Annotated in this window: 19 protein-coding genes; 5 read left to right on the forward strand and 14 right to left on the reverse strand. The window is 63.1% G+C overall.

The features are described from left to right. Window positions 1-71: 71 nt before the first annotated feature. A complete protein-coding gene (locus BJ994_RS11695; RefSeq protein WP_167994318.1) occupies window positions 72-2,630 on the reverse strand; it encodes an MMPL family transporter in 2,559 nt (852 codons plus the stop codon). A gap of 18 nt (window positions 2,631-2,648) precedes the next feature. Then, a complete protein-coding gene (locus BJ994_RS18430; RefSeq protein WP_167994320.1) occupies window positions 2,649-3,254 on the reverse strand; it encodes a TetR family transcriptional regulator in 606 nt (201 codons plus the stop codon). Window positions 3,255-3,370: 116 nt separating this feature from the next. On the opposite strand from BJ994_RS18430, the gene BJ994_RS11705 reads away from it, so the two are divergent. Further along, a complete protein-coding gene (locus BJ994_RS11705) occupies window positions 3,371-3,988 on the forward strand; it encodes a ClpP family protease (protein ID WP_167994322.1) in 618 nt (205 codons plus the stop codon). Further along, window positions 3,985-4,584 carry a ClpP family protease gene (locus tag BJ994_RS11710; protein WP_167994325.1) on the forward strand — a complete coding sequence of 200 codons (600 nt, stop codon included), beginning with the start codon at window positions 3,985-3,987 and terminating at the stop codon, window positions 4,582-4,584. The genes BJ994_RS11705 and BJ994_RS11710 overlap by 4 nt, the downstream gene beginning before the upstream one ends. Window position 4,585: 1 nt before the next feature. On the opposite strand, the gene BJ994_RS11715 is transcribed toward BJ994_RS11710, so the two are convergent. From BJ994_RS11715 to BJ994_RS11740, 6 genes are all read right to left on the reverse strand, one after another. Continuing rightward, the gene (locus BJ994_RS11715) at window positions 4,586-4,897 is read right to left on the reverse strand and encodes a helix-turn-helix domain-containing protein (protein WP_167994327.1); all 312 of its coding nucleotides are present in this window, start codon (window positions 4,895-4,897) and stop codon (window positions 4,586-4,588) included. Window positions 4,898-4,959: 62 nt separating this feature from the next. Beyond that, window positions 4,960-5,586, reverse strand: a complete 627-nt coding sequence (locus BJ994_RS11720) for a GrpB family protein (RefSeq protein WP_167994329.1) — start codon at window positions 5,584-5,586, stop codon at window positions 4,960-4,962. Between the two features lie 10 nt (window positions 5,587-5,596). Further along, window positions 5,597-6,169, reverse strand: a complete 573-nt coding sequence (locus BJ994_RS11725; protein WP_342450360.1) for an AAA family ATPase — start codon at window positions 6,167-6,169, stop codon at window positions 5,597-5,599. Then, window positions 6,166-6,879 (reverse strand): class I SAM-dependent methyltransferase, encoded by a 714-nt coding sequence (locus BJ994_RS11730; RefSeq protein ID WP_167994331.1) that lies wholly within the window; start codon window positions 6,877-6,879, stop codon window positions 6,166-6,168. The genes BJ994_RS11725 and BJ994_RS11730 overlap by 4 nt, the downstream gene beginning before the upstream one ends. A gap of 12 nt (window positions 6,880-6,891) precedes the next feature. Beyond that, window positions 6,892-8,106 carry an MFS transporter gene (locus BJ994_RS11735; RefSeq protein WP_167994333.1) on the reverse strand — a complete coding sequence of 405 codons (1,215 nt, stop codon included), beginning with the start codon at window positions 8,104-8,106 and terminating at the stop codon, window positions 6,892-6,894. Then, entirely contained in the window at window positions 8,103-9,170 is a 1,068-nt protein-coding gene (locus BJ994_RS11740; protein ID WP_167994335.1) for a DNA polymerase III subunit beta family protein, read from the reverse strand. The genes BJ994_RS11735 and BJ994_RS11740 overlap by 4 nt, the downstream gene beginning before the upstream one ends. A 68-nt stretch (window positions 9,171-9,238) precedes the next feature. Here BJ994_RS11740 and BJ994_RS11745 point away from each other — a divergent pair, with 68 nt between their 5' ends. Further along, entirely contained in the window at window positions 9,239-9,736 is a 498-nt protein-coding gene (locus BJ994_RS11745; RefSeq protein ID WP_167994337.1) for a GNAT family N-acetyltransferase, read from the forward strand. Between the two features lie 12 nt (window positions 9,737-9,748). Here BJ994_RS11745 and BJ994_RS11750 read toward each other — a convergent pair whose 3' ends face one another. Genes BJ994_RS11750 through BJ994_RS18435 form a run of 4 tightly spaced genes read right to left on the reverse strand, consistent with a single transcriptional unit; the run spans window position 9,749 to window position 12,945 of the window. Then, window positions 9,749-10,582 carry an ABC transporter permease gene (locus tag BJ994_RS11750; RefSeq protein WP_245192286.1) on the reverse strand — a complete coding sequence of 278 codons (834 nt, stop codon included), beginning with the start codon at window positions 10,580-10,582 and terminating at the stop codon, window positions 9,749-9,751. Beyond that, a complete protein-coding gene (locus tag BJ994_RS11755; RefSeq protein WP_167994338.1) occupies window positions 10,579-11,547 on the reverse strand; it encodes an ATP-binding cassette domain-containing protein in 969 nt (322 codons plus the stop codon). Before BJ994_RS11755 ends, BJ994_RS11750 begins: the two co-directional genes overlap by 4 nt. A 15-nt stretch (window positions 11,548-11,562) precedes the next feature. Continuing rightward, window positions 11,563-12,435 carry a DUF4097 family beta strand repeat-containing protein gene (locus BJ994_RS11760; protein ID WP_167994339.1) on the reverse strand — a complete coding sequence of 291 codons (873 nt, stop codon included), beginning with the start codon at window positions 12,433-12,435 and terminating at the stop codon, window positions 11,563-11,565. Window positions 12,436-12,444: 9 nt separating this feature from the next. Further along, window positions 12,445-12,945, reverse strand: coding sequence for a toxin-antitoxin system HicB family antitoxin (locus tag BJ994_RS18435; protein ID WP_167994340.1), 501 nt, complete (start codon window positions 12,943-12,945; stop codon window positions 12,445-12,447). A gap of 142 nt (window positions 12,946-13,087) precedes the next feature. Here BJ994_RS18435 and BJ994_RS11770 point away from each other — a divergent pair, with 142 nt between their 5' ends. Beyond that, on the forward strand, window positions 13,088-13,651 hold the full coding sequence (locus BJ994_RS11770) for an RNA polymerase sigma factor (RefSeq protein WP_167994341.1): 564 nt from the start codon (window positions 13,088-13,090) through the stop codon (window positions 13,649-13,651). Next, window positions 13,648-14,448 (forward strand): hypothetical protein, encoded by an 801-nt coding sequence (locus BJ994_RS11775; RefSeq protein WP_167994342.1) that lies wholly within the window; start codon window positions 13,648-13,650, stop codon window positions 14,446-14,448. The genes BJ994_RS11770 and BJ994_RS11775 overlap by 4 nt, the downstream gene beginning before the upstream one ends. 157 nt (window positions 14,449-14,605) lie before the next feature. Here BJ994_RS11775 and BJ994_RS11780 read toward each other — a convergent pair whose 3' ends face one another. After that, window positions 14,606-15,001, reverse strand: coding sequence for a DUF779 domain-containing protein (locus BJ994_RS11780; RefSeq protein ID WP_209066808.1), 396 nt, complete (start codon window positions 14,999-15,001; stop codon window positions 14,606-14,608). A gap of 2 nt (window positions 15,002-15,003) precedes the next feature. Then, window positions 15,004-16,014 carry an alcohol dehydrogenase AdhP gene (gene adhP / locus BJ994_RS11785; protein ID WP_167995986.1) on the reverse strand — a complete coding sequence of 337 codons (1,011 nt, stop codon included), beginning with the start codon at window positions 16,012-16,014 and terminating at the stop codon, window positions 15,004-15,006. Window positions 16,015-16,039 lie beyond the last annotated feature (25 nt).

Raw genomic sequence — 16,039 nt, forward strand, 5'->3', positions numbered from 1 at the left:
GGAAAACTAACCGGTCAATCGTAGGGATCCGGGAACGGACCCTCCGCATTCATCTCACGATGCGAGACGCCTCACTTGCCCACGTGAACCGGTTCCGACGCCGCGACCTGGCCTGCGCCGTCGTCGTCAGTTTTTCGCTCCAAGCGGGCACCCTCGACGTCGACATCCGGAAGGATGCGGTCCAGCCACTTTGGCAGCCACCAGGCGGAGCGGCCGAGCAGGTGCATGGCCGCCGGGATGAGGGTCATGCGAACTACGAAGGCGTCGAGCAGCACGCCGAACGCGAGCCCGAAACCGATGGGCCGGACCATCGTCAGGTGCGAGAACACGAACCCGGCAAACACCGAGACCATGATGATGGCCGCCGCGGTCACCACCCGGGCACCGTGGCTGAACCCCACGCGCACGGCTTCCCTGGCGGGGCGGCCGTGGACGAAGGACTCGCGCATGCCCGAGACGAGGAACATCTGGTAGTCCATCGCGAGTCCGAAGAGAACACCGATCAGGATGATGGGAAGGAAGCTCAGGATCGGACCCGGATTGGTGACGCTGAAGAAGTCGCCCAGCCAACCCCACTGGTAGATGGCCACGGTGGCGCCGAAGCTGGCCAGCAGCGAGAGCAGGAAGCCCGCGGTGGCGATCAGCGGCACCAGGATGGAGCGGAATACCAGCAGCAGCAGGATCAGGGACAGCCCGACGACGATGCCCAGGTAGAGCGGCATGGCCTCCATTAGCTTGGCGGAGACGTCGATGTTCGCGGCGGTCTGTCCGGTCACCGACACGGTGACGCCGGTGGCGTCCTCGATGGAGCCCGCTTCGGCACGAAGATCGCGGACGAGTTGTTCGGTGCTTTCGCTGGCCGGGCCTTCCTCGGGGATGACCTGGTAGATGGCGGTGCGTCCGTCGTCGCTGATGCCTGCGGGGACCGCGGTGACGACGTCGTCGATCTCGGTCAGGCGGTCGGCGACGTCAAGCTGTAGGTCGGTGCGGTCGCCGTCGTCGTCAATTGCTGGAAGCTCACCGACCGCCAGGAGGGGACCGTTGGTCCCCTCGCCGAACTTCTCACCGACCAGGGTGTACGCCTGGTAGCCGGTGGAATCGGCCGGTTCGGACCCGCCGTCGGGCAGTCCGACACGGAGTTCCAGCGCCGGAAGGGCGAGGACCGCGAGCGCGGCGACACCGGCGAGCACCGTGAGGATCGGCTTGCGCGTGACGACGCCGCCCCAGCCACTTCCTGCGACGGCCTTGTCATCGGCGGTGTGCTCCTCTACTTCAGCTGTGGATGTTGCCGTACCGGCCTTCGCCCACCGTCGCTTCGAGATGACCTTCCGGCCCATGAATCCGAGGAGCGCGGGCGTGAGGGTGAGTGCGACAAGAACGGCGGCGGCGACTGTGCCTGCGGCGGACAGGCCGAGGATAGTGAGGAACGGCAGGCCCGGGACGGCGAGCGCGGCGAGCGCAATGATGACCGTGATCCCTGCGAACAGCACGGCGTTTCCAGCGGTCCCGGTAGCGCGGGCGATTGATTCCTGAAGCGGCATTCCCCGCAGGAGTTGGGTGCGGTGCCGGTTGACGATAAAGAGGGAGTAGTCGATTCCGACGGCGAGACCCAGCATGAGCGCGAGCACTGGGGAGATGGAGCTCATCTGGATGACGCCGGTGAGCGCGAAGGTGATGCCGACTCCCACTCCGACGCCGACGATCGCCATCAGTAGCGGAAGTCCCGCTGCGACCAGTGTGCCGAGCATCACGATCAGGACGATGGCCGCGACGAGGAGGCCGATGACCTCTGCGGGGCCGAAGATTTCAGAGATGTCCTGGACAATTTCCTTGCTGTACTCGACGTTGAGTCCCGCGTCCGTCGCGGCTCCTGCAGCTTCCTGGACGGCTTCGCGGGTCTCCGGCGTGACCGCGTCGACGGCGGAGATGAACTGGACGCTGGCTACGGCGGTGGTGCTGTCCTCGGAGACGAACTGGATTCCTGAGGACGCTTCGAGGAGACGTTCGCCGCGCTCGAGTTCGGTGCGGGCGGCGTCGAGCTCGGCCTGGCCCTCGTCGAGTTGCTGACGTTGGGCGTCGATCTCCGCCTGGGCGGCATCAAGCTGGGCTACCGTCGCGTCGACCTGCGGCGCAGGCAACAGGCCCTTGGACGCCTCGAACTGGGCGCGTTGCGCATCGAGCTGGGCCTGCGCGGCGTCGAGCTGGGCGGCGCCGTCGCTGAGCTCCTGGGCACCGGCTTTCAGCTCTTCACGGCCGGTCTGTAGTTCAGCGCGGCTGTCGGTGAGTTCCTGGGCAGTGACGAAGGGGTCGACGACGTTTTCCACGCCGTCGAGGGAGGCGACGTCGTCGAGCGCTGAACTCACTGCTTCGCGCTGTTCTTGGGTGAATTCGCCGTCCGAGTTCTGGAACACGATGGTGCCCATGCCGCCAACTGCCTCCGGCATGTCTTCCTTCAGCTGGTTCAGGACCCGCTGGGATTCGGTGCCGGGAATAGTGAAGTTGTTGCTCAGCGCGCCGGAGAAGGCTACGGCGGATCCGCCGACGGCAACCATGATGGCGAGCCACGCGGAGACCACCCACCAGCGGCGGCGGTAGGCGAAGGAACCGAGTCGGTACAGGAGGAAGGCCATGGTGTTGTGCGTCCTGGGTTAGAGCGTTGGGTGAGAGAAACCGTCACGCAGCATGGAGAGCGCGGTGACGATGTGGCTTTCGAGGGTCTCGGCGTCTGTGTCTTCGCCGGCGGCCCACTCGCGCATGGCGGCCTTGGCACAGGAAAGCACCGAGCCCACAAGCGCGTGAATGTAGAGGAGGGACGCCTGCCCGTTCAGGCGTTCTTCGACGGCGCTGATGATCCGCGCTTCGGCCCGCTCCCAGGCGAGGAGATGGGTGCCGAGGAGGTCCGGGTTGCCTGCGGCCATCCGGAAGAGGTCCCCGCAGTCCTGCAGGTTCTCAACCTTGGTGGTTGCCGAGAGGGTGGCGATCATCGCATCGAGAAGCGGTTCATCCTTGGGCCGGGCGGCGAACTCGGCCACCGCCTGGTCGAGGAAGGACTCGGTTGAGACGATCAGCGCGTCCTCGGCGCTATGGAAGTAGTTGAAGAACGTGCGCCGGGAAACGTTTGCCTGCTCGGCGATCTGCTCTGCGGTGAAGTTGCCCATGCCGTGTTTGCGCGCCAGGTCAAGGGCTGCCTGGGCGATGGCCCGCCGGGTGTCGAGCTTGTTCTGCTCGCGGCGGCTGGTTGCTTGCTGAGTCACGTTATTACACTACGTGCAAGTTTGCACCGCGTGCAAGTTGCTCGATCTGCTGACGGCAGATCTGCCCTGGGACGCACACCATTGCAGACCTTTCCAGCGACGGACAGGCTGGCACCATGAACTCTCAACCGGACGGCTTCCAGGCTTTCGACACCACACTGTCCCAGCAATTGATGAGGCACCGGATCCTTCTCCTCGGCGACGAGTTGGATCAGGAAGGCGGCAACCGGCTCTGCACCCAGTTGCTCCTGCTGTCGGCGGAAGATTCGCGGCGCGACATCAGCCTGTGGATCAACTCTCCGGGTGGATCGGTACCCGCCATGCTGGCCATCCGGGACATCATGCAACTCATTCCGAATGACGTTTCCACACTGGCCGTCGGCTGGGCCGCCAGTGCCGGGCAGTTCCTCCTCAGCGCCGGAAGCCCCGGCAAGCGGTATGCCCTCAAGCATTCACGGATCCTGTTGCATCAGGGTTCCGGCGGAATTGGCGGAACTGCAACGGACATCGAGATCCAGGCTGCCGACCTGCGGCATACCCGCGACACCGTGCTCTCACTCATCGCCGCCGATACCGGCCAGCCGGTTGAGAGGATCGCCGCCGACTCGCTGCGTGACAGATGGTTCACGGCCGGTGAAGCAAGGGAGTACGGGTTCGTGGACCACATCCTGGAGAACCTCGACGACATCCGACCGGACAAGCCGGTCAGCGTGAGCCTGGGCGGTTCGCGATGAGCACCTACACCATCCCGTACGTCACTACGCGGGCAGGCGACGGTTCCCGGCAGACCTTGGACATCTACAGCAGCCTGTTGACGGAGCGCATCATCTATCTGGGAACACCAGTTGACGACGGCGTGGCCAACAGTCTCATCGCCCAGCTGATTCACCTCGAATCGCAGTCACCGGATGTCCCGATCGATCTCTACATCAACTCCCCCGGCGGCTCGATCGAAGCGATGCTGGGTATTTACGATGCCGTGCAGTACGTGCGATCACCCATTCGGACCGTCTGCATTGGCCAGGCCGCCTTCACCGCAGCGGTGCTGCTGGCCTGCGGTGCACCTGGCCAGCGCTCCATCCTGCCGCGTGCCCGCGTGGTACTGCACCAGCCCAGCGTCGAACCCGGTCGCGGAACCGTTCCGGACCTCATCCTCAACGCAGAGGAGGTCTCAAGGGTGAAGGTGGTCCTCGAGGAGCTCCTGGCCCGGCACACCGGCAGGACAATCGAAACAATCAGGCAGGATACCGACCGCAACCTCATCCTCAACGCAGAACAGGCCGTTAAGTACGGATTGGTGGATCAGGTGGTGGAGAACCGCGGTATCTGATTCACGCCGCGAGGCAAACCGGTCCGGAGACACTCTGCTGGGTCGTGTACAGCTGACGGGCGGCCTGGCTGGTGAGGTCGAACATCGTCATATCCAGGGCCCGGGCGACACTGGCGAAGACTTCTGAGGAAGCATCCTTGCGTCCACGTTCGATCTCCGACAGGTACTGGGTTGAGATGGCTGCACGCTGCGCGACTTCGACCAGCCGTTCGCCGCGTTTTTGGCGGGTTTCCTTGAGGATCGAACCGAACACGTTCCGCAGCGGCGGTTCACTGTTCAGTCTCTTCGGCTGGAACGCAATGATGTCACCCATGCGCAAACACTAGCCGGACAGGGTGACGCGTGTCCGCTTAATCTGCCCACAGCAGAGCGGACTCAGCGCGCTTGAGGTGTGTGGGGATGCCGCGGATCGGCGATGAAGATCGACTCGTAGATGTCGTAGATCAGGGCTGCCTTGGCGTTGTTGTAGTGCATCACGTCCTCAAAACCATCCGCCGCCAGCTTCTTCTTCAGACTGGCGTACGCATCTCGATCAGCCGGGTGCGTCCGTAGCCAGTTCCTGAACATCACGTGTCGCTGCGGTTCAATCGCGTCCGTCGAGAAGACGTGCAGGTTGGTGTTCGGTTCCTGCAACTTGAGCGCCCGGTGCTCCTCCCACTCGGGCTCTCTGATCACGAGGGTGAATCCCCCTGATTCCAGCTGGGGCAGGTAGGAGGCCTCGTCTGCGGAGTCCGCAACGAGGAGGTCGACGTCGATGACCGGTTTTGCGGCCAGTTCGGAGACCGATGTTGAACCGACGTGTTCGATCACAGCGGCGCGCGGTCCGAGGATCGCACTGACTTTGTCCGCCACCTTATTGAAGGCGACAGGCCAGGCGGGATCGTACTCGGATACAACCACGGGTTTCTTCCACCGGGAGGGGTCGTTGAGTTCGACCCGCGCTGCCTGGATGGCGTCGTCGTCGGGCTGTTCGTAAGGACGCCATAAGGGATGAGTGGGCATGAGCTTCAGCCTATTGTGCCTGGGTGCCGCTGGATTCCGCCGACTGACTCCTGAGTGCCCGCGCTGCATTCCAAACCTGCTCGGCAATCCCTGCCGGCGTCGCGCTCGTTGAGTCAATGACGACGTCGTCGAGCTGTTCGTGTTCGAGAATGTTTTCCAGTTCGACGGTTCGGTGAAGGTGCCATGCCTCTCCTTCCGGGTCCTCGCTGTGACGCGCCCTTATCCGTGCCTTTCGAATGGCTTCAGTGGCCGTGATCCGCGCGATCAGCAACCGCCGCCCTCCGACTGCATGCCGGTAACGAGGTGTTTCCCGCTCGTCCTCCAGAACTCCGGCCAGGACGAACGTCTCGATACCCGTTGCCGCGTAGTTGGCCACCAGGGACGTCAGGTTGGTCAGTTCGAGCTCGTGGTTGAAACGGTCACCCGAGGGTGCAGGCCAGGCACGGCGAATCTCGTCGAGGTCGATGATCGCGTGAGCTACGCCTTTGTGCTCGAGCATGCGGCCCAATGCTTCGGCGGCCGTTGTCTTCCCCGCTCCCACCGTACCGTTGATGAAGATGGCCAGCCCTTGATTCGCAGTCACAGCGGTTCCTGGTTCTTCACGAGCGTATGCAACAGGTACCCGTAAGAGAGCTGGACTCGTTGGGGGTGAAGCGCGATCCAGGGATGAGCGGTACCGTGCGGAAATTCCATGTTGAGGACCCTCTGCAGATCCTCTGCTGATTCGAACGTCCAGCTGCTCATCACCGGCTGGGTGGTGGCGCCCTGCTCTTTCCACCATTGGCGGATGAACTCGCCAGGCCCTTGGTGAGCGGCCGCGTTACCTGCCCGAAGAAGGTCAGCGAATTCGCCGATTTCCTGATCATTGTCGATGACCACAAGCACGCCACCCGGACGCAAGACCCGCAAGGCTTCTTGCAATCCAGGCGAGCAGTTGTTGGTCGGCGACGGAAAGAAGTAGGCAAAGCGGGCATGGATCACGTCAACCGAAGCGTCAGGCAGCGGGATATGTTCAGCGGATCCGTGCAGGATTTCGGCTGACTGTGTGCGATTTCCTGCGGCCTCAAGCAGCTCCGGGTCCGGCTCTACACCGTACAACCGGCGGGCATCGGCATAATGCGGAAGCCAGTATCCGGTCCCGCAACCAAGGTCCAGGAGATCTTTGCCGTCCCACGGCGCGGCGTTTTGAAGAGCCCGCCAAAGCGTTCCGCCGTGGTCGATCGCCTGATTTTCCTTCTCATAGAGGTCTAGGTTCCGGCCTTGGTTCCAGGCCCTGCTGAAGTCGGGAAGCATTGGTCCACCATGTCATGGAGAAACCGGCTCATGCCGTCGCATGTTCCGAAACACCGGCAGGGTGAGAGCCACAGCCCCCGCAGCCAGGCTTCCGAGGCCCCACAAAACAATCACGGGGCGGGCACCCAGTTCCGCCGCGAGTAATCCGATTGCCGGGTTCGCCAGAAGCAGAGGCACACTCTGCGCCGTAATTAGGACAGATTGAACCCGAGCCGTGTACTCATGCGGTGTCGCTGAGACAAACACCGGGCCAATGTGGGTGCTGAAGATGCCCGTTCCCAGCCCTGCCAGAGCCAGCCCGACAGCAGCGGCGCCGGGATGCGGCAGCAAGCTCGTGAGGACGACGCCGAGGCCAGCCAGGATGATCCCCTTCGCTGCCGTAAGTCCCGGCTGCACAGATCCACCCAGCAGCATCACCCAACCGGCCACGATCGCCAAAGGCACGCCATACGCTCCCCCGAGAAGGCCCGTCTGACTTGCGGTCCAGCCCTCCGTGCGGCCCAGCAGCGGAACGAGCAAAGGGGTGAGCGGCACGATGAAGGCGGCAAACGCCGTCGTAAGCCCGACGACGGCGACCAGCGGCGGCCGCTGCCAAATAGCGCGTAATCCTGCCGCGAGATGTTCCCCCATTCTTGGTCTGCAGCCCGCGTTTGGAGCGGTTGCAAGATGGCGCCGCAACAGCATCAGAACGAAAAGCATCCCGAGGAAGCCAACCGCTCCCGCGGTGAAGGAAATCGCCAGTCCCGCCAGCGACACGAGGAACCCTCCGGCAACCGGACCTACAAAGGCTGACAGTTGGCCGACGATCTGACGCCCTCCCATGGCGCGCTGCAGGGCCTCATCCGGGACCATGAACTTGGGCACGGAGCCCGCGGCGGGCAGGTAGAAGGCATCTGCGATTCCCATCACCAGCGCAGCAGTGATGAGCAGCCAGGACGGGCTGTGGCCGGCCGCAGCGAAAACGGCGACGCCTGCCATCACTAGGGCTAACACCGAATCTGACAGCACCATCACCCGCCAGGCGCCCACACGGTCCGCTATAGACCCGCCCAAGAGCAGGAGGACAACCCTCGGGATGATCACCATCGTCAACACGATGCCGCCCAGGAAAGCGGACCGCCCGACCGCAGTCCACACCAGACCGAAGGACAGGATAGATGTCCCGATACTTGTCCATGCCAACCCGCCCAGCCATAGCCAGAAGAGCTTCGGTGGCTTGGCGCTCATGCCCGTTCGGGAATAGCGGGTGGCTGCACCGGCATCAGAACACTCAGCAAGTCGCTGGTGTCCGCAGAGCGCACCCGCAACGGGCCATGATCGCCTGCCATCTCAAGCACTACGTCCGGTCCGACCGCCGACTCCACCACGGGCTGCAGAAGAGTCATGTCGAACCATTGGCGGAGCGGCAGCCCCCAAGTAAGTGCCGCAAGCTGCTCCGCGCCCTCACCTGACCCGACGGATATCCCATTTTCAGCGATCCTTAACGGACAGGTTTCGGATCGATCCACCACAACTGAGAGCAGTTCGCGCCGCGGAACGACTGCCCGGGCCACTGGAGCGGGAAGCCCATCAACAACCGCCCCGTAGTCCGGGAAATCGCCTTCTACGACAGCCAAGGAACGCTGTTCACCGGTCTCCATGCAACGTACGCTCACGTCTCCGGCATCTGCAAGAAGTTCTATCGCCGCCCTGTCCGACACCCAGGGAAGCAACTCCTGCGCGGATTCCAGGCACACGTGCACTGTGCTGCTCTCGACCGTCGGGGAGGCGAGCCGCAACGTGCGCCACGACAATCGGTGCCGGTCCGTTGCAACCAGGTTGAGCGCGTGCGAGGCGGTGGAGATGCCGATGGTATGGAACTGCCCTGATGCTGCGGCGGATACACGCACCTGGCCGATCGCCCGCGCAAACTCGTAGCCGGGTAGCACTGCCACCAGGCCAGATATACCGCCTATGAACAGGTTCAGTGCGGAGCGCGCGGCCGACATCGCCCGCAGAGCCTCGGCGGAAATTTCGTCCATGTGCTTGCCAAGTACAAGACTCGATTCGTCCGCGGAACCATCCAGCACGGCCTTCATCACCGAAAGCGGCAACTGCGCTTCCCGCAGCAGGAATATGAGCTCAGCGCGACCAAGTTGCTCCTCTGCGTACAGCCGATACCCGTTCCGCGGATCGACCTCAACAGGTGCCAGCACGCCTGTGTCGTCATAAAACCGGAGGGCGCTTGCAGTAAGACCAGTGGCAGCTGCGAACGTCCCAATACTCATCAGCCGGTCGGCGTCGTTATCCATGTCCCCCATCATCGAGCTTCAAGCAACTCGAAGGTCAACCGGCATCGTTGGACAGTTACGCTGGCTCCATGCCGCAACTGATCTCGCCAACCTGGCGGTTACACGCCGCCTGGCAGGAGGCACATGACGAGTGGGGACCGGGACTTCACGAGGACGGCTTTGGCCTGCTGCCCACGGACGACGTCGAATCCGCCAAAGGGTTCTCCACTTGGCTTGATCGCCTGTCGCGTGACTCCGACCGGTGCATTTACCGCTGGATCATCGACGGCGAGCAGATCCTCGGCGGGATCGCCCTGCGGCTCGGGAACTGCGACTTCAACCAGCGCCACGGCCACGTTGGGTACGGCATCCGACCTTCGGCGAGGGGACGAGGTCTGGCGGGCTGGGCACTCGGCCGTATGGTCGCTCAGGCTCGAGCACTCGGCATGGAGCGCGTGTTGATCGTTTGCGAGGTGAATAACCTCGCATCGGCTCGAACCATTGAGTCTCAGGGCGGCGTTCTCGAAGAAGGGCCAGGCGCGGTCCGGCGCTACTGGATGGACGTCGCGGCACGGCCTTCCAGCTGAGAGACAAAGGGACTAGGACCTCGTCTGACTCGCCTCGTACTTGCTCAGCGACCACACCATGCCGGTGCCGGTCAGCAGCACGCACCACAGCAGCGCCTGCCATCCGTAGTTCCCGATGTCGGTGCCCATTAGCAGACCGCGCACAGTCTCGATGAACGGTGTGAACGGCTGATACTCCGCGACTACACCGAGCCATGCGGGCATAGAGTCCGTCGGCACAAATCCGCTGCTCAGAAAGGGCAGGAAGGACAGCGGCATGGGCAGGTTGCTTGCGGTTTCAACGGTGTCCGAGATGATACCGAGTGCCAGGGAGAGCCAGGTGATAGCGAAGGCCACGAGAGCGACCACACCGAGCGCCCCCAGGGTGCCCAGCACTCCACCGGCCGGCCGGAAGCCGAGCAGCATTGCAACCCCTCCAACCGCGAGCGTGGCCAGCAGTGCCTGCACCACACTCACCAGAGCGTGGGCGGACAGGATCGCAATCCGCGATACATCCATCGTGGCCAGGCGGGCCGCCACACCCTGCCTCATGTCCATCGCAATGTAGATTGCAGTCCCTGCACCCCCGGTGCCCACAGCCATCAGCACAATGCCCGGGACCACATACTGCAGGTAGGCCGCAACTCCCCCGCCGCCCGCGGTGCCCAAACCAGTTCCAAGCATTCCCCCGAAGACGTAGACGAACATCAGCAGGAAGATCACCGGCAGGCCGATCATCATGATGACCATTGACGGGTAGCGGATCAGCCGTTGCAGGCCCCGCCCGGTCAGCGTTGCGGTGTCTGCGAGAGTGCGCTCGAGAGCGCCCGATTCCCGGACCAATGCCGGTGCAGTCATGGTGGTCATGATTCCTCCTTGGTGGGTGCTCCGGTGAGCGCGAAGAAGACGTCGTCCAGGTCCGGGGCTGCAGTGGTCACTTCACTTGGTTCGACGCCGGCAGCTGCCAGCGCATTCAGCACGCTGCGCACGGCGGCGCCGTTTGCGGGGGTCGGCACACGAAGTTCGAGCTCGTCACCGCCGGCAGGCAGGTCAATGGGTACGACGGCGGCCAGTACGTCGCGCGCTTTGCCCACTTCCTCCGCGGTAGCGAACCGAAGCCGCAGCTGCTCCTCACCGACGGCGGCCTTCAGCTCTGCGGGGGTGCCTTCGGCGACGATGCGCCCGCCGTCGAGCACGGCCACCCGGTCCGCGAGCTGGTCCGCCTCCTCAAGGTACTGGGTGGTCAGGAAGAGGGTGACGCCGCCAGCAACCAGGGTGCGCACGATGTCCCACATAGCGCGCCGGCTCCGCGGATCAAGGCCCGTGGTCGGCTCGTCGAGGAAGATGATCTGCGGGTCGCCAACCAGGGTCATGGCCAGATCGAGACGGCGCCGCATGCCACCCGAATAGGTGGCGGCTGATTTGTTGGCGACATCCACCAGGTCGAACTGGCGGAGCAGCCGTTCGATCAGTGCTTCACGCCCGTCTTTCGGCACATGCCGGAGCCGCGCCATCAGCCGGAGGTTTTCTGCGCCTGTTAGAAGCTCGTCAACCGCAGAGAACTGTCCGGTGACGCCAATGATCCGGCGGACCCGGCTCGGCTCATCGGCGATGGAATGGCCACCAACCACCGCCGTGCCCTCGTCGGGTTTAATCAAGGTGGCGAGAATCTGGACGGTGGTGGTCTTGCCCGCACCGTTGGGACCTAGCAGCGCAAACACGCTGCCACGACCGATCGAGAGGTCAATTCCGTCCAGGACGGTTTGTGCTCCGAAGCTCTTGCGTAGCCCACGGACGTCGAAAGCGAGGTCCGTGGCAATGGCAGTGTTCATGGTGATTCCCCCTTCTTAGTTCGCAGCCGCGCGGAATGCGCGGACGCTGCCGTGATTGGTGCGGGCGGTGACTTCTAAGCGCTCGGCGGCGCCGTCGTCGTCGTCGTTCTGTGGTTCGTCTGATGCGACGGCCAGTTCATTGCGGACGGCGCCGGCCTTGGTGTCGAGGTCCAGCCAGGTAAGCGTGCCCTGGCGGATGCCCACCTCGATGTCGCCGTGGCTCGTTGCCAGCTGTGCAGTGCCGCTGACGCCGTCACCGAGCCGAATCCTGCCATGCGATGTGCGGGCATTGACGTTGCCCATCACGGTGCGCACCTCGATGTTCCCGAAGCTGCCGGCCACTTCGAGCTGGCCCATGACGAGGCCGACGACGGCGTTCCCTTGCGAACACTTCAGGCTCGCGCTGCCGTAAACCTCGCCAATTGTGGCGCTGGACGCGGTGAGCGTTGTGGTGCCGCTCGATCGGTCAAGGGTGATTTCGCCGTGGGAGGTTTTTGCGGTCAAATCGGCGACGTCGCCGGCGCTGATGTTGCCGTAGCTGGTGGTGAGCGAGGACCGTCCGAGCAGTCCGCGGACCCGGATGTTGCCGTAGGAGGATTTCACTTCGAAGCGGGACCGTTTGGGAACCCGGACGTGAACGTCGATGGACCAGCTCTTGTTGACCCAGGTGCTCACGAGGTTCTCGCGTTTCTGGATGATGGTCAGGCGGCCATCCGCGAAGTCGACGGCGGTGTTCTCGGCCGCGCGGACATCGGCCGGACGGTCCGGTTGTGTGGGTTCGACGGTGACGGTGACTTCGCTGACGTCGTCGGCGGTGATCACCAATTCGCCCATCATGAGGGTGACTTTTGCGTCGATGGCAGTTGAGGCTTCATAGGTGTACTGCATGGGAGCTCCTTACCGGACCCAGCCGGTGAATCGGTTTCCGCTGCTCTTTGGGGGCAGTTGAATGGGGGTGTTGGTGTTCTCGGTGAGCGCGGTGGCAACCGCCCTCACCAGCCAGGTGTTGAAGGAGAGGCCTTCACGGGTTGCTGCGGCCTCGGCTTTGGTTTTGAGATTTTCAGGAAGGCGCAGAGTGGTTCGTGTTGCCTGGCCGTCGACGGTGTAGTCAGCCGCCGACTCCCGCGTCGGTGGCACCTCTGTGGTGTCACGCTGCATCGGTGGTGTCACAACGAACTCGGGATCGCGTCCACGCAGCCGGACGTCGACTGATCCGGGTGCGAGTTCCGCTGTGATCTCAGCAGCCGCATCGGAAAGTGCCTCTAGGATGACCAATCGCAATGAAGCGTCGAGGGAACGGGTTAGGTTACGGGCAATGTCGGCAGCCTGCTCACCGGCCAGTTCCGTTGCATCGATGAGCTGGTCCTGAAGTTCTTGTACGTGTCTTGAAATGTCCACGGCACCAGTGTGACACCACCGTGGTGTCATACGCAAGTGTTCTGTCTGCAACGTTCTTCAGAGAGTCCCCCTATGTCAGCGTTCGGGTTCAGACATAATTTCAATCCGACACACTTACTTCGCTAGTGGACAGGTACAGGGCATGAGACAAGCTTCGAGTCCCCCTGACCGCGAGCACTTCTTCAGAGCCTTATACGACGCCGTGTATCCGGGCCTGCTTAAATTCGTTCAACGACGTTCCCACGCCGACCATGCGGAGGATGTAGTCGCAGATACCTTCCTGGTCGTTTGGCGCCGGCTCAAGGAAGTGCCCGCCACTGATGATGATGCGCGCGCCTGGATTTACGGCATCGCCAGAAACATCCTGTTGAACACCCGCCGGGGCGAACAACGCCGTCATGCCCTCGAAGTGCGGCTCGCTGATCCGGCGGTTCAACCCCGGGACGGGTCAATCGCAGACCTCGCCGTCAGCCGAGCGGATCTCAGCAGAGCCTGGAACCTCCTGTCCGAAACCCATCAAGAGGCGTTAGGGCTCGCAGTTTTCGAAGAGCTCAAAGCGACGCAGGCGGCCGCCGTATTGGGGATCTCGCCGGTCGCATTTCGCTTACGCCTCAGCCGGGCACGCCGGACTCTTCGGGTTTACCTTGACCTCCTCCCACAACCTGAGGCCATGTCAGCGAGCCTCTCCGAAAGGACGACATCATGAATCACCGTGACGACGACATCGATGCAAGCTTACGTACGCTAGACGCAGCCGACCGCAGCATTCGACCCGTCCGTGCTAACCGTGCGAGCGCGGATCTCGAGAGGATACTGCGTGCTAACCCATCGGGACCGGCAATCGAACCGTCGCGTCGGTCAAAGGTAGGCCGCCGAGTTGCTCTGGCTGGCGGAGTGATCGCCGCGGCGACTGCCGCAGCCGTCACGTTGCCGTCACTCAACGGCGGAGATCAGGCCTTCGCGAGCTGGACTGCCAGCCCAGTTGTCATCGAAGAGCAGGAAGCAGCGAAAGCAGCCGAAGAATGCCGGGATTCCCACGGTGAGGTAGCCGGCGGACAGTTTGAAGATGACGCCCGCGGTGCACAGATTGCTATCGCCGAACGCCGTGGCGTCTGGACCACCGTTGTACTGACGGGTCCGGACGGGTTCTCGGCAATGTGTGTAACGGATGACTCTGCCTCCCTCTTTGGCAAGAGCATGATCGGATCCGTAGGCAAACCGGACACTTATGCAGCTCCAAATTCCCGGGAACTCAGAGCAATAAGCCTAGGGACCGGCACGATGTCTGGCGGGAGCATTTCCCTCGCAGCAGGTGAAGCTGGTTCGGACGTCGTCGGTGTCACCTACCGGAGCCCAGCGGTCGGAGACGTACAGGCTACCGTAGCGAGGGGACATTTTGCCCTTTGGCTGCCTGGGGATGAGCTTCAGCACGCCAGCGATGGACTGGACGTCGTAGTGACCTACCGTGATGGCTCAACGGGACTCAGTAAGTTGCATCTCTGACGCTCTCTTACAGCAGTAGTTCTCTTCGCAAGTCGGTTTCCCCGGTATGCAGCACAGTCCTGATGAATCCAGCCGGTGCTGAGCATATGCCCCTGAGCACCTCGATTGCAGCGAGGAGGCGACCCTGCGATCGAAATCGCCGGGCCACTTCTCGCGCTCAGATGAGCCGCGAGCGAACCAGGAAGCGTTTGCCCTCCGGAGCTTCGACCGAGAACCCGCTCCCCCGGCCTTCGACCACATCGACGGTCAGGTGCGTGTGTTTCCAGTACTCAAACTGCTCGCGGGACATCCAGAACTCTATCGGCCAAACGCCGTCGTCATCGGAAGGAGCGATATCAAACACGCCAAGCAGCACGTCTGCCTCCGCCGTGATGAAATCGCCTGCCGGGTAGCACATGGGCGACGAGCCGTCGCAGCACCCGCCCGATTGGTGGAACATGAGCGGCCCGTGGATCCCCCAGAGTTTCTGCAGCAACCGGACTGCTGGGCGAGTGAGCGCCACCCGGGAGAAGTCCTCCCCGGGCAGCGTCACCGCAGCATCGAGATCAATCATGATCAGTACTTGATGACCACGCGGCCATCAATCTTGCCGTGCTTCATTTCATCGAAGACGGCATTGATGTCGGCCAAGTCGTGGGTCTGGTACGTCGGATGGATCAAGCCACGGGAATAGAACTCCAGCGCCTCCTCCATGTCCTGGCGGGTTCCGACGATGGAACCGCGCACGGTCAGGCCCTTGAGCACAATGGCAAAGATGGGAGCAGGAAAGTCGCCCGGCGGTAAGCCGTTGAAGACGATGGTCCCGCCCCGGCGTGCCATAGCGATCGCCTGGCCGAAGGCCGAAGGATGGACCGCCGTAACCAGCACACCGTGAGCGCCGCCGGTCTTCTCCTGAATGGCGGTGGCCGGGTCCTCGAACGCTGCATTCACCGTAATTTCGGCTCCGTGTCTGCGTGCCAGGGCCAGCTTGTCTTCTGCGATGTCGACGGCGGCGACTCGCAGGCCCATGGCCACGGCGTACTGTACGGCAATGTGTCCCAGCCCGCCGATACCGGAGATTACCACCCACTGGCCGGGCTGTGTTTCGGTCACCTTCAGGCCCTTGTAGACAGTGACGCCGGCGCAGAGTACTGGCGCTATCTCCACCAGATCGACGCCGTCGGGGATCCGCGCCGCGAAGCGGGTTTCGACGAGCATGTACTGCCCGAACGAGCCGTCCACGCTGTAGCCGCCGTTCTGCTGGGACTCACACAGGGTCTCCCAGCCGGTACGGCAGTACTCGCAGGTGCCGCAGGCGGACCACAGCCAGGCGTTCCCCACGAAGTCTCCGACAGCAACGTCCGTCACGCCCTCGCCGACCGACACCACTTCACCCACACCTTCGTGGCCCGGCACGAAAGGCGGTGACGGTTTGACAGGCCAATCACCCTCTGCGGCGTGCAGATCGGTATGACAGACGCCGCTGGACACGAGTCTCACCAGGGCCTGTCCCGGACCTGGCGTGGGGACTTCGACATCCTGGACCGCAAGATCCGCGCCGAATTGGTTCACTACTGCTGCCTGCATCGATGCCATGCTTCACTCCTGAGTT

This window comes from Arthrobacter pigmenti, from assembly GCF_011927905.1.
Classification (GTDB): Bacteria; Actinomycetota; Actinomycetes; order Actinomycetales; family Micrococcaceae; genus Arthrobacter_D; species Arthrobacter_D pigmenti.

Excerpts from the sequence above, each read along its gene's own strand:
- BJ994_RS11715 (WP_167994327.1), bottom strand. The coding sequence starts at position 4,897 with ATGGGTGACATCATTGCGTTCCAGCCGAAGAGACTGAACAGTGAACCG.
- BJ994_RS11745 (WP_167994337.1), top strand. The coding sequence starts at position 9,239 with ATGCCGCAACTGATCTCGCCAACCTGGCGGTTACACGCCGCCTGGCAG.
- BJ994_RS11720 (WP_167994329.1), bottom strand. The coding sequence starts at position 5,586 with ATGCCCACTCATCCCTTATGGCGTCCTTACGAACAGCCCGACGACGAC.
- BJ994_RS11705 (WP_167994322.1), top strand. The coding sequence starts at position 3,371 with ATGAACTCTCAACCGGACGGCTTCCAGGCTTTCGACACCACACTGTCC.
- BJ994_RS11695 (WP_167994318.1), bottom strand. The coding sequence starts at position 2,630 with ATGGCCTTCCTCCTGTACCGACTCGGTTCCTTCGCCTACCGCCGCCGC.
- BJ994_RS11770 (WP_167994341.1), top strand. The coding sequence starts at position 13,088 with ATGAGACAAGCTTCGAGTCCCCCTGACCGCGAGCACTTCTTCAGAGCC.
- BJ994_RS11775 (WP_167994342.1), top strand. The coding sequence starts at position 13,648 with ATGAATCACCGTGACGACGACATCGATGCAAGCTTACGTACGCTAGAC.
- BJ994_RS11780 (WP_209066808.1), bottom strand. The coding sequence starts at position 15,001 with ATGATTGATCTCGATGCTGCGGTGACGCTGCCCGGGGAGGACTTCTCC.
- BJ994_RS11760 (WP_167994339.1), bottom strand. The coding sequence starts at position 12,435 with ATGCAGTACACCTATGAAGCCTCAACTGCCATCGACGCAAAAGTCACC.
- BJ994_RS11735 (WP_167994333.1), bottom strand. The coding sequence starts at position 8,106 with ATGAGCGCCAAGCCACCGAAGCTCTTCTGGCTATGGCTGGGCGGGTTG.
- BJ994_RS11750 (WP_245192286.1), bottom strand. The coding sequence starts at position 10,582 with ATGACCACCATGACTGCACCGGCATTGGTCCGGGAATCGGGCGCTCTC.
- BJ994_RS11740 (WP_167994335.1), bottom strand. The coding sequence starts at position 9,170 with ATGGATAACGACGCCGACCGGCTGATGAGTATTGGGACGTTCGCAGCT.
- BJ994_RS11755 (WP_167994338.1), bottom strand. The coding sequence starts at position 11,547 with ATGAACACTGCCATTGCCACGGACCTCGCTTTCGACGTCCGTGGGCTA.
- BJ994_RS11730 (WP_167994331.1), bottom strand. The coding sequence starts at position 6,879 with ATGCTTCCCGACTTCAGCAGGGCCTGGAACCAAGGCCGGAACCTAGAC.
- BJ994_RS11710 (WP_167994325.1), top strand. The coding sequence starts at position 3,985 with ATGAGCACCTACACCATCCCGTACGTCACTACGCGGGCAGGCGACGGT.
- adhP (WP_167995986.1), bottom strand. The coding sequence starts at position 16,014 with ATGCAGGCAGCAGTAGTGAACCAATTCGGCGCGGATCTTGCGGTCCAG.